Below are 13,490 nucleotides of genomic sequence, written 5' to 3' on the forward strand. Positions count from 1 at the left end.
TCACCTTTTATAATCTATTGAAAAAACACTATCTGTAAACATTACAAAGTAATCCTCTTTGCCAAATGCATGCACTTCACAGTTTTTAGAACTTTGAATCTCTTTTGAACTGCGCAAAAACATATACATGGGAAAGACTTTGGCGTTTGTTTTCACTTGTATGCCACTATCCGAATAATCTACTGTATAATCCAGACCTATATATTTTTCCACATTCACAGCAGCTTCTGAAGCCGTTTGAGCTTCAATAAATGGATAACGTCTGTCCACAATTTCTGCGAACGCTTCAAAACTTTCAACTTGCTCACGCCAAGATTTACCTTCATTTCTCTCGGGGTCCATAAAATCGTCTGGATGAATAAAGTGTTGAATTGCGCCAAATCCCAATATGCCATTGAGAACAGATAATCGATTCCCCATCCCAAAATTATAACCTGATGAAAACCTCGGCAAGTTCAGCACATTTTGATCCGAATAATCAAATTCTTGACTATACGAAAGATGCTCATAATCTTCATAATAAACAGATGCAATTACATCTATTTCCGGAAAAACATCCTTTAAGGCTGAAATGCCTTCTTCACCGATAACATTTGACGGCGGCACGTAGACATTGATCTCATAATTTGGAAAAGTACGTTTTATTTTTTCCCTTACCGCCTTAAGTGCATGCTTCATATCGCCCTTATTGGCCCACTTATTATAGCCTAACTCATCTGACTTCCAATATTCACGTGTGAGAGATTGATGATTGTAACCGTGGAGGCCCAGTTCGCCGCCACTTCGAATCAGCTCTCTGCCCAAGGCAATAAATTCTGAATCCGATATCTCCCCTTGAGCTGGCAAAAAGGGCCCTGAGGTTCTATCGTTGTAAGTCTGTATCATAACGCCTGTATACTTCAGATCATACTCTTTTGATATTTCAAGCATTTCAGGCCACCAAACATCTATATAAAATTCCTTTATGGTCTTATTATAAGTCGACTTGATCTCATCATAATAACCGTTGGTCATAGGCGCTGGAAAATCATCCAACCATATGACCTTGCTGTTGATCACTGGATAAATGAAGTTCTCATTTAATAGCGCCAGACATCTCGTGAGAAAGCCTGTCATCATCTTATCTTCATACATTGTCCCATTGAAAAATAAGAGTCTGCCCTCTTTAAAATCATGTGTCCAAAGCAGCGGAATATCTGCTTTAGAAGTCATGTAGACTTCGCAGTCGTTTTCCAAGGTAACGGGGATTGAAAAATTTCTGAGGGCATTGTTCTCAAGATAATCCGCTCCATACGCAGGCATAAATTTTTCATCAAAAGCGATGCCATCTGTAACCAATGTGTCCCCAGCATCTATAATCCCTAAGGGTGAACGCATTGAATCAAAATTATTGTTTTGATCAGGCGTCTCTAAAAAGGCCAGTCTGCCCCCATCTTCCACATAAGCAATCATGCTTTTAAGATTCTTAATCTTACCCAAATCTTCAAGCATTATTAGAACTGTTTTCTCTGTAATATAAATTTCTTTAGCAGAACTCACATCTTCAACTCGATATTGCTTTTTAAGTTGTTTCATTATGCGCTCTATATTTTTGTAAACGCCATCGCTCATCTCTTCAGAAGAATCATAGACGATTAGAAAACGATCATCATTGGGATAGTGTTCGACAACTTTATCGTTATTAATCAAAGTCATATCCACTTCTTTTGAAGGATTTTGAAAATTAGAGACAATAAAATTATCAAATCTCGTGGCTTGTAGTAGAATTGCCAGAAGAACAACGATCCCCACAACAATTTTAATATTTCTCTTTTTATCCATTTGCTACTCCTACTGTACAGAATCCATTTCCCAATATTTAATAATTTCATTGCCCTCATGTGTGATGTTCACACGCAAAGACTTCAACGTTTTTAGAGTCTGGTTGATGCCATCCATATTATTGGTTATATAATAATATTTCATTTTCAAAAGATAGGGCTTTTCGCTTTCAGGATACTGCTCATTATAGCGTTTAATCCAGTCAAAAATATTGCTATGCATCATCAATTTGATGTCCGTTTCAATCTTTTCCCGAAATAGCGTCTCTGTAAAATAACCAAGATCAATCAAATTGCCAATCAATCCAGAATATAAAACGCCATATCGCCTTTCATTGTTTTCATCCAAAAGGCCACTGTTGTAATACTTGCCAACATTCTCTACATATTTTGCTAAATGCTCAACATTCGTTTTATCCTTTTCATATTCAACTGCCGACTTTTGTATGATATTTTGAAGTTCTCTACTGATCTCCATTACAAGTGAAGCTGCATAATGAGATGTTTCCATATCTGGATCAATCATAGCGAGCTTGAGAAAATTGAGATACTCTGAAGCATCCTCTTTAGCCGTATCCATAATAAGTTTTCTCTTTACAGAACTGCTGTTTAAGATCAAGGCCTCTTCAACCGGCACATAATTCACTTCTTTTTCAATCTCCACTAATTTTTCATACCGTATGTCATTTTTAATGTCTTCACTATTGTGATCGAATAAATCATCGAGGTCACCTGTCCCCTCTTTTTTGGGAAATAAAAAACCGAGATAGGGTATAATCAAACCCAACACAGGTATAAAAGCAATAATCGCCATCTTTTCAAGCGGCATGACCTTATTTTTTTTTACAGCTCGAAAACCATGCAGGGCGGCTATGATCAGCTGGAAAAGAAAAACGATCAGAATATATCTACTCATCTGCGGTCACCTCTTCACATAGCTCCGCCTTAAGGCCCAGCTTGGCGAGTCTTTCGATGACAAACTCAGCTTCTTTTTCATTTGTATTTCCAAGGACAAGTGAAAAATTAGACTCTTGGTCAATCCCCATGAAATCCGTGTCTCTAATGATGCTGCCAACCTTTTCAGCGGCATGTAATTGAGAAATTTCATTTAAAAGGATTCTCAGCAAAACATAGTTGAGTTGATGCTTCTTTTTGAGGCTTTTCTTACTTTCTATCATTTCATTAAAAATCACGGGTCTGAGAATATTCGTCCCCTGTATATACTTATCGCTTTCGATGGCGGCATCATATGCATATGCTTTTGAGAGCGTGCTTGAAACGAGATCTGTGATCACTCTAAAATAATTTTGATAGGACAACGTAAGTCTTTCAAAATCTGTCTTATAGATGAGGATACTGCCGACAATTTTAGTATGGTCAAATACAGGCATAACCATAATCGGTCTTCCCACAGCAAGTTCTCTAGACACATAGAGATCCTTCTTCACGATAACGCTGACAATTTCCGAATAATCCTCTATTTTAATGGATTTCACAATGGTATCGTTCATACCGGATGAACACGCCATCAATCTTGCATACTTACTGGTTTCACTGAACCTATAGATGGCAACGCCCTGCGTCTTCATGAGCTTTTCAAGAACCGTTATCGCTTTTGCAAAGACTTCTTCTGGTTTTAACGTATCCAATTCTTGAATAATAGAAAATATCTTGCCGAAGCTATCTTCTGAATTGACAATTTGACTTTGAAGTTCATCTCTTACAGAGCGCATATCATGATACAGATTCGTTATAAAATCTATTTTTTCATTTAAAATATGAATCGTTTCATATTTGTCTGCATTTTCACGAACAAGATTGTCTTTAATATAGCCAATGATAAACGCAACAAACACATAAAATGCTAATACAATATAGAAGTCTGTGCTGTACATGAGAACCATTGGATCACGATTGGTTGCAATAAAGACTGCAATCATCGAGATAAAACTAAATGCAAATGCAAAAATACCCTGTCTAGAACCATATACAATTGAAAATATAATGATCAAAAGCAAGTTCAAATCCACAGGCAATTTTGTAAACATCTGCGCATTTTTTATGCTAAAAAGTGTGAGTATAAAAAATGCAATGGCATTTTCAACATATGGCAGCCATTTTCTTTCATTGTGCTTAAACAGTATCTTCAAAAGGTTCTCGAACCCTTTTTTTGTCTTCCCAGGTTCAACTGCTTCATTTTCATGTTTCTGAGATGCCACATGAACAAAATAGTTATGCGTCTTTTCAATACCCTCCTCAAGACTTGTAACAGGAATCCAATCCAAAATACGCGTGATCAGGGCATTATCCAACTGAGATTTTTTTACTTCATTCGGCTTTGCTTCCAAATGTTGAACAAACTTGAACTCACCATATTTCTCAATAAGTTGAATGAGATGATTGATGGAAGTCGACATACCTGCACTTAAATTCAGCACCCCTGAGTACTTTATATTCGCGGCTTTATAAAATGCATCTGCAACATCTTCAACATAGACAAAATCTCTGAGTTGTTCACCATCTCCATAAACGGTAATGCCTTTACCCTTATTTTGCTTGTCAAAAAAAGCTGAAACAACACCGCTTGTCGCAACTTGTCTAGGTCCATACACATTGGATATTCTAAGCGAAATTGTTTCAATTTGATTTAAATTTCTCCATTGAGAACAGTAATACTCACCTAGAAGCTTATTCGTGCCCAATACGGACACTGGTTTTTTAGGAGAACTTTCAGTGCAAGGAAAATCTGTATCATCGCCATAAACTGATGCGGACGATGCAAAGATAAATTTTTTTACTTTGTACTTCGTGGACAAGCTCAACATATTCATTAATCCCAAAACATTGATCTTTGTATCATGATAACTATATTTTTGAGAATAAGTTTCATCATTTTGAGCCGCCATGTGAATGACGATATCAAAGCTGTTGCTCTCAAATACCTCTTCACATTTTGGGTCCTCCACATTTAACTCATAAAATCTATGCTTATGAATAAAATTGGATTTCAGCCCACTTGTCAAATTGTCTATAATAAAAATACTGTGGCCCTCTCTATGAAATTTATCGGCCACATGCGAGCCAATAAACCCATAACCGCCTGTTATCAGAACCTTCATATTAACTCTCCCATAATCATAAATGCTTTAGAGCATTCCAAATCGCCAAGCATCTTTAACCATCTCTTTAATGCCAAGTTCGGCCTTCCATCCCAATTCACTTTCAGCCTTAGTGGGATCTGCATAGCAAGTGCCAATATCACCTTGTCGCCTGCCAACAAATTCATAAGGCACATCCACTTTATTGACTTCTATAAACGTTTTTACAAGTTCAAGCACAGACGTGCCCTGTCCTGTCCCAAGATTGTAAATATGAACCCCAGTGTTGAATTGCACCATGGCCTGAACATGACCTTTTGCAAGATCCACCACATGGATATAATCTCTCACACCTGTCCCATCGACTGTATCATAATCATTGCCATATATATTGAGCACTGGCAATTGACCCTTTGCAACTTTTATGATATACGGCATTAAATTATTGGGCATTCCATTCGGCGACTCTCCAATCAAACCGCTCTCATGGGCACCCACAGGATTAAAATATCTCAGCAAAATAATGGAAAAACGCTTATCGGCTTTTGCCAAATCTACTAAAATACGTTCATTCATTGCCTTTGTTTCACCATAAGGATTCGTTGTACGTTTCAAAAGCATATCCTCTTTCAAAGGAGATTGCTGATTGCCATAGACAGTTGCCGATGAACTGAATATTATATTAAAGACACCATATTTTTCACACAATCTGCAAAGACTCAATGTGGATACTATATTATTGAAATAGTAGTCCAATGGCTTTGACACGGACTCTCCTACTGCTTTAAGGCCTGCAAAGTGAATCACACCATCCAGTTGATGCGCGCTGAATACCATTTCAAGCTGTGTTTCTTGAGTGACATCTATTGGATAGAAAATAGGCGTAATCCCTGTGATCATTCCAATTTTATCTAAAACATTTCGCTTTGAATTGATGAGGTTATCCACGATAATCACCGTGTGACGCGCTTTAATCAGTTCGACCACCGTGTGACTTCCAATAAACCCCAACCCACCTGTCACGAGTATTGTCATATTTTGATCGTTCTCCTTTAGGACTTTGTACCTATTATTTTAGCACAGTTTTCCTAAAAATACAAAATAGAAACATTGGATCTCTATATTGATGTTTTTTCACATGACCGTTAAAAAAAATCAAACTCATCTGATCTTATATCCTTTTATTTAGGATACAAGATCAGATGAGTTTATAATTTGATACAACACTAGCCAAGCCGCAAGCACCTGTATGAAATGCCTTTATTTAAAGACAATCGTTCTCCTATGGCCTAACCTTTCTTAAACAATTGAATTTGTGATACGCCATTCACATCCTTATGAGATTCCTTGAATGACTGACGCTTACTTACTTCTTCCTCAACCTTTTGAGACGAAATTTGAGGCGCCTCTGTTTCTACAATTTCATTGAGTTCACCTTCAAATAAAGTGAGCACTTCAACTGCTTTGCAACGAATGGACTCAATTTCACTTTTATATTTTTTTAATTTCTCATTTTCCTTGTTGTATCGAACTGCAAAATCCTGTTCCATGGTATCCGCTTTTTCTTGTGCCCTGAGAATGGCATGAGCAATCACAAGCTTTTCACGCTCTAAAATTTCTTCCTTATTTTTCAAAGCTTCCATTTTTTCTTGATAAGCACGAATTGTAGTATCCATTTCTTCTCTATCCATTTGGAGTGCTCTCAACTGAATTTCCAGTTCACCTTTAGCCTTATCGGATTCATCTCTTGCCTCTAAAACGGCTTCATACTCATTATATAAGTACTCATATTTTTCCTTATAGTCAAATTCGTCGGTTTCAGAAGCGTTTACGCGTTCCTGTAACTCAATGTATTCCATGTGAATACGATCTTTTTCTTCTGTCATCAATAGCAACGATTTTTGAGTTTGTTCTAGCTCAAATTCCAAGTTTCTGTCACTTGTATCGTCCGATTTTTCGTTTTTTGAAATCTGGCTAAGACTCTCATTGAGTTCATCTACCTTAAGAGATAAAATATCGATTTTAACATTTTTCTCCTGCAACTCTGAAGTGGCCACTTCTAGTTTCTCTTTAAGCTCTAAATGTTGATCTTCAATTTCTTTAAGTCGAGAAACCTGCAACTCGCTATCGTTTAAACGGGTCTGTAAACTTTTGATCATATCCTCTTTAATCTTAATTGCCCTTCGAGTATCTACCATTAAGTTTTCAACATAATTTCTTACATCCTCTTTGTTATATCCGATTAGCGCCGTTTTAAAATTTTCATTATTCATAAAAAAGTCTCCTTACTTTAATGAATGATTTCTCTTCATATCCAGATCCATTTTACGCCAACATATTACGATTTATTATAAACATTCTAGCACACTTAAGCTCTATTAATCCAGCTCAAAAAAAAAGAATTACACCTCAGATGTCTTAATCACATCTGAGGTGCTTATGGGGGGATCTATTGAAAAAAAGAAATTACATTATCTATTCAGTGCAAATTCTAAAGCTTTTGCCAATTGATCCGGACACGAAGTGCCTCTTGTCTTACACTGTATCCCTTTAAATTTATCAATGATTTCCTGCGCCGAAAATCCATCTACTAGAAGGCATATGGCTTTCAAGTTGCCTTGACAACCATTGCTGAATTCAACATTTTTTACTGTATCATTTTCCAATTCAAATTCTATTTTTTTTGAACAAACGCCACTGGGAATATAACTTACTGTCATTTTATGACCTCCGTGTATAAACTATCTTGCCATCAATCAAAACGTATTGTGCCTTTGTCATAATATCAAATACAGGGCCATCAAAAATAACGATATCGGCATCTTTGCCAACTTCTATACTGCCCACTCTATCCGATACCCCTATGATTTCAGCAGGTACAATTGTAATTGCCTTGAGAGCATCTTCTTCAGTCATACCGCCTCTAACAGCAAACGCAGCACAATTGATCAAATTATAGAGCGGAATCACTGGATGATCTGTGACGATGGCTACTTTAAGACCTGCATTGGCAAGTACTCCAGGCGTTTTAAATGTTTTTTCCTTTAATTCAAACTTACCGCGTCCACCAAAACTTGGTCCAACAATCATGGGCACATTTTCCTCAGCCAATTCATCCACAACTAAATGGCCTTCTGTCACATGATCCAAAGTGATTTTCAAATTAAATTCCCTTGCGATTCTAAGTGCGGTGAACATATCATCCGCTCTATGCGCATGCGCTTTCAAAGGTATTTCACCTTTTAGGAGCGGTATAAGTGCTTCCATACCCAAATCCGTATCAAAATGTTTATTGCCCTCTTGCATTGCCGCTTCTTTTTGGGCCTGATAGTTTGTCCCTTTGATTAGAGTTTCTCTCAACAATGAGGCAATCCCCATGCGTGTTACTGGCATTCGACCTTTTTCGCCATGTCCTTTTTTAGGGTTTTCTCCAAAAGAAACTTTTATTGCCGCTGGATTTTTGAGAATCATCCGGTCGATTCTTTTCCCGAATGTCTTAATTACTGCAAACTGTCCTCCCACGACATTCACACTTCCGGGTCCCGTCATAACCGTCGTAACACCTGCTTCGTATGCCTCTCTAAAGGATATGTCTAAAGGATTTATCCCGTCAATTGCACGCAGTTGCGGTGTTATTGCCTGAGTGGATTCATTGCCATCTGCACCTTCAAAACCTATGCCGTTTTCCCACAGCCCCAGATGACAATGCGCATCGACAAGACCAGGCATAACGATCATGCCGGACGCATCGATCACCTCATCTTCTGGGTTGGGTTCAATCCAATCTTTGATAGATACTATCTTGCCTTGATCGATGGCAACACAGGCGCAATCATAAGATTGCCCTGCCATCGTCAATATTTTTCCATTCTTTATAATTATCATTCTGTTTACGCCTCAACTCTTATCTGTCTATGTCGCTTAAAACTGTTCTCATACTTTTTAACCCTTTGGCGACTACTGTTCTAAATACCAGTTTTCAATACCATAATAATTATTGCCTGGGAAACAGTTCACACCTACTAAGTTGCCATTAATCGCTCTGCCTTCATACCAGAAAAACAGATAAACCATAGGTTGTTCTTCGTTGATTATTTTAACCGCTTCTTGATAGATCGGTTTACGATCTTCTACTTCCATGAGTTTTTGTCCTTCTTCAAGCAATCTATCCACTTCAGCATTCTTGTATTGACGCATGTTAAGGCCGTTTGGTGGAATTTGACTTGAATGATAGAATCTAAAGATATCTGGATCACCAGTACTTGAACCCTCTGCCATTAGGTAGAGTTCATAGTCCCCTTGCTTAACCATTGCGTAAAGTGTACTGAACTCCATAATTTGAAGTTCAATATTGATACCTATGTCTTTCAAGTTTTGTTGAATAACCACTGCAGCTTGCTCTCTGGCCTTATTCCCCGTAGGATATTTTAATACCCATTTCACGGGTTCACCGTTATAGCTCATTATATTGGAAGCTTTATCGTATTTAAACCCTGATTCTTCTAAAAGTGAAATCGCTTTATTCGTGTCGAGTTCATAGAGGTTGATATCACTTGGACATGCCCAAAAGTCTTTTCTATAAGGTCCACCTGCAACCATACCGTATCCGTTTAAAATCCCATCTACAATACTTTGTTGATCTATAGCATATGCCAGAGCTTGTCGGACTCTTTTATCCTTAAAGATATCCATTGAGTTGTTGATCCCCATGAATTGGTTGCTGTTCATAGGAACCATCTGAACGCTCACACCAGTTTCTTCATAAAGCGCTAAGTCGTCCGGATTCAATTGAGAAATCATCATCATGTCAATCTCTCCGTTGAGCATTTGTGCTTGTGCAGTTTCCTGATTAGTCGCTTGAATGATAATGCTGTCTAGATTTGGTCTATGATTCCAATAGTCATCATTAGCAGTTAATTCAACATATTGATCTGGTACAAATGTCTTCATTTTAAATGGACCCGTTCCCACAGGATTTCTCAATACATCTGTTGCTTCAAGTGCTGTCTTCACATCAACATTTTCCCAAATATGTTTTGCAAGCAAGCTTGTCGTCCCAAATTTGAGAAGTGATGCGCCAAAAACGTCAGTTGTTGTCAAACTGATGGTATACTTGTCAATGACATTTATCCCTGAAATATGATCTACTTCTCCGTTTTTATAAGCTTCTGCACCTTCAAGCCAAGCCACATGCGATCCAGAAGTCCCTGGATAATCTGGATGTCCTAAAAATTCAAGTGTGAATTGAACATCATCTGCTGTAAGCTCTACGCCATCATGCCACTTGACACCTTCTCTCAATTTAAACGTCAAGGTCTTATAATCCTCTGAAATCGTATAAGAGTCTGCTAAACAAGATTCTAGTTCAAGACTTGGATTTAATCTTAAGAGCCCTTCATACATCAATGAATACACATAGAAATCATATGAATCAGATGTCAATCCAGGTGCGAAAACACCAGATGGCGCATTCCAATATGCGATCTTAATGGTGCCGCCTTGTTTCACAGTGCTCTCTACCGTGTTTTCAGCTGTATTTTGAGTTGCGTTATCGCCTGCACTTTCTGAACTCGCCGCTGGCGTCGTACTTTCTTCATTACCTGTTTTAGCATCAGAGCCACAACCACTTAAAAGTGTTGTCAATAGCATCATGATGACCAACAAAATAGATGTAAACTTTCTCATATTTTCCCTCCTAATTTAACACAGTGACAGCTTACCAAATGATCCTTTTCAATTTCTCTTAGTTCTGGAATTTCTTGATTGCATTTTTCAATAGCATTTGGACATCTTGAATAGAACTTGCACCCTGTAAAATGGCTTGCCGGGCTAGGCACATCTCCTTTGAGTATAATGCGTTCACGCACTTCTCTCGGATGTGTCTTTGGAACAGCAGACAGCAAACTCTTCGTATAAGGATGCTGAGGATTCGAAAACAACTGTTCACTCGTGCCTTGCTCAACAATATTGCCAAGGTACATGACACCAATTCTATCGCAAAAGTATTTGACAATCCCAAGATCATGTGAAATAAAGAGATACGTCAATCCCAATTTTTCTTTGAGTTCTTGCATCAAAATCAACACTTGGGATTGTATAGAAACGTCTAATGCTGCAATGGGTTCATCTGCAACTATAAACTTGGGATTCAACGCTAATGCTCTTGCTATACCAATTCTCTGTCTTTGTCCACCACTGAACTCATGCGGATACTTGTTGACGTTTGAACCTCTAAGACCACAGAGTTCAAGAAGTGCCATAGACTTTTCAATGGCTTCTTTCTTCTTAGCCATTTTGTGCTTGACAATCCCTTCTGCAACAATCTCTCCCACGGTCATTCTGGGATCTAAACTGGCATAAGGATCTTGAAAAATCATTTGAATATCTCGTCTTAAAGCTTGCATTTCCTTCGCGCTCACCTTAATTTTATTTTCGACATCATAAATCACTTTATCCTCAAAGGTGACGGAGCCTGAGGTGGGCTCAATTAGGTTGATCAGCGTTCTACCCGTTGTGGATTTACCACAGCCTGATTCCCCAACAAGTCCAAAAATTTCACCTTTTTTGATATCGATGCTGACACCATCAACCGCTTTTACATAACCCACTGTTCGGCAAAATACCCCATCGTGAATTGGAAAATGTTTTTTGATGCCTCTTGCTCTTATTAAATATTCTGACATTGTTCCTCCTCCGAATAATATTGCCAACATCTCACTTTGTGATTAGAGCTAATTGCTTTAAGTGCTGGTTTTTTCTCTTTACAGATGTCCATAGCACGAGCACATCTCGGTGCAAAAGCGCATCCTCTTGGCATGTCAAACGGACTCGGCACCATTCCCGGAATACAAACTGGCTTTTCCCCGGGTTTAATCCTTTCTGGTCTAGAGTTAAGCAATGCATTGGTGTATGGATGTAGCGGTTCGTCAAAGAGCGTTTCACAGTCTGTTTCCTCCATGACCTTTCCTGCGTACATCACCAAAACATTATCTGCCATCTCAGCTATGACACCCAAATCATGTGTAATAAACAGAATTGAAGTCTGAAATTCTGCCTTCAAATCTTTCATAAGTTCCAAAACCTGTGCCTGAACCGTCACATCAAGTGCTGTGGTCGGCTCATCTGCAATGAGCAGTTTTGGATTACAACTCAGCGCCATAGCGATCATCACTCTTTGACGCATACCGCCGCTGAGTTGATGTGGATATTCCTCCACTACCTTTTCAGGTCTTGGCAGGCCTACTTTTTTTAAGAGTTCTATACTGATCGGCTTACATTCCGATCTTTTCATATTTTTATGTGTTTCCAAAATTTCTGCAATTTGAAAGCCAATTTTAAAAACTGGATTGAGTGCAGTCATAGGCTCTTGAAAAATCATTGCAATGCGGTTGCCGCGAATCTTTTGCATCTCTTCTTCCGAAAGCTTTAAGAGATCCTGCCCTTCAAATAAAATTTTGCCACTGCTGATAAAACCATTGGGTTTTGGCACCAGTCCCATAATTGAAAGAGATGTAATGCTCTTACCACAGCCAGACTCTCCTACAATGCCGAGAACCTTACCTTCTTCAATTTTGAAATCCACACCATCAACTGCATTAAACGCCCCATCAGAGGTTTTAAAGCCTGTTACCAAGTTTTCTATTTCTAAAGTCATATTTTGCATCGTACACCACCTATTGCTTTAATTTTGGGTCTAAGGCATCTCTTAAACCATCTCCTAAAAAGTTGATGGACAGAATCATAAAAAATACCAAACATCCAGGTGGAATCCATAGCCACCAATGTAACCTTAAAGATCTCATACTCTGAGCCGCTGCGAGCATGTTGCCCCAACTTGGTGTCGGTGGTTTTACCCCTAACCCCAAGAAACTAAGCCCAGCTTCTGATAAAATGCCTCTTGCAATCCCCAGAGTGGCATAGACAATGATAGGCGCCATAATGTTGGGGATGATGTGTTTGATGATAATGTCTCTTGAATTCAACCCCAATGCCCTAGCGGCCTCAATAAACTCTCTTTCCTTTAGTGATAGTACTTCTGCACGTACAATTCTGGCGATACCCGTCCAGCCCAGAATGCCGGATATAATCATGACATTCCATATACTGGGCCCTAAAATCGCCGCAACCACAATGGCGATTAAAAAGAATGGAAAACACATGAATATATCGACAATCCTCATGATAATATTGTCAATATGGCCCCCATGATAGCCGCCAGTAGTGCCTAAAATCACACCGATTAGAACGGCAATACTTGTGGATACAAGTCCCACACTCAGTGAAATCCTGCCACCATATAAGAGCCGTGTAAAGGTGTCTCTTCCCAGTTCATCTGTCCCAAGCCAGTGCTCAGCAGATGGTTTTTGATAACTGTTCAATGTATCTATTGCATCTCGGTCATAGCTTGTCAGAAGCGGTGCAAAAACCGAGATTGTCACAACGATACAAAGCAGTGTAAAACCTATCATAGCCAATCGATTCTTCTTCAAACGCTCAAATCCAATTTGCCATGGCGATTGACTTTTTACGCTCTTATCTAAACTCATTTTTAAACTCCTCTATTCATGTCCGT

General features: G+C 38.6%; 11 protein-coding genes. All 11 read right to left on the reverse strand.

Features of this window, described 5'->3' with window-relative positions; genetic code table 11:
- Complete coding sequence (locus ISU02_RS13860) at positions 1-1,821, reverse strand: DUF2194 domain-containing protein (protein ID WP_194702439.1); 1,821 nt, start codon at positions 1,819-1,821, stop codon at positions 1-3.
- 9 nt (positions 1,822-1,830) lie between these two features.
- On the reverse strand, positions 1,831-2,736 hold the full coding sequence (locus tag ISU02_RS13865) for a hypothetical protein (RefSeq protein WP_194702440.1): 906 nt from the start codon (positions 2,734-2,736) through the stop codon (positions 1,831-1,833).
- Positions 2,729-4,939, reverse strand: coding sequence for an NAD-dependent epimerase/dehydratase family protein (locus ISU02_RS13870; RefSeq protein ID WP_194702441.1), 2,211 nt, complete (start codon positions 4,937-4,939; stop codon positions 2,729-2,731). Before ISU02_RS13870 ends, ISU02_RS13865 begins: the two co-directional genes overlap by 8 nt.
- Positions 4,940-4,966: 27 nt before the next feature.
- A complete protein-coding gene (gene galE / locus ISU02_RS13875) occupies positions 4,967-5,953 on the reverse strand; it encodes a UDP-glucose 4-epimerase GalE (protein ID WP_194702442.1) in 987 nt (328 codons plus the stop codon).
- Positions 5,954-6,207: 254 nt separating this feature from the next.
- Positions 6,208-7,191 (reverse strand): coiled-coil domain-containing protein, encoded by a 984-nt coding sequence (locus tag ISU02_RS13880; protein ID WP_194702443.1) that lies wholly within the window; start codon positions 7,189-7,191, stop codon positions 6,208-6,210.
- Between the two features lie 198 nt (positions 7,192-7,389).
- Positions 7,390-7,638, reverse strand: coding sequence for a TIGR03905 family TSCPD domain-containing protein (locus ISU02_RS13885; protein WP_194702444.1), 249 nt, complete (start codon positions 7,636-7,638; stop codon positions 7,390-7,392).
- Between the two features lies 1 nt (position 7,639).
- Positions 7,640-8,803 carry an amidohydrolase gene (locus ISU02_RS13890; protein ID WP_194702445.1) on the reverse strand — a complete coding sequence of 388 codons (1,164 nt, stop codon included), beginning with the start codon at positions 8,801-8,803 and terminating at the stop codon, positions 7,640-7,642.
- Positions 8,804-8,875: 72 nt separating this feature from the next.
- Entirely contained in the window at positions 8,876-10,603 is a 1,728-nt protein-coding gene (locus ISU02_RS13895) for an ABC transporter substrate-binding protein (RefSeq protein ID WP_194702446.1), read from the reverse strand.
- Entirely contained in the window at positions 10,600-11,601 is a 1,002-nt protein-coding gene (locus tag ISU02_RS13900) for an ABC transporter ATP-binding protein (protein ID WP_194702447.1), read from the reverse strand. Before ISU02_RS13900 ends, ISU02_RS13895 begins: the two co-directional genes overlap by 4 nt.
- Positions 11,586-12,581, reverse strand: a complete 996-nt coding sequence (locus ISU02_RS13905) for an ABC transporter ATP-binding protein (RefSeq protein WP_194702448.1) — start codon at positions 12,579-12,581, stop codon at positions 11,586-11,588. Before ISU02_RS13905 ends, ISU02_RS13900 begins: the two co-directional genes overlap by 16 nt.
- A 10-nt stretch (positions 12,582-12,591) precedes the next feature.
- Positions 12,592-13,464, reverse strand: a complete 873-nt coding sequence (gene opp4C / locus ISU02_RS13910; RefSeq protein WP_194702449.1) for an oligopeptide ABC transporter permease — start codon at positions 13,462-13,464, stop codon at positions 12,592-12,594.
- Between the last annotated feature and the right edge of the window lie 26 nt (positions 13,465-13,490).

The organism is Fusibacter ferrireducens, from assembly GCF_015352425.1.
Taxonomy (GTDB): domain Bacteria; phylum Bacillota; class Clostridia; order Peptostreptococcales; family Acidaminobacteraceae; genus Fusibacter_A; species Fusibacter_A ferrireducens.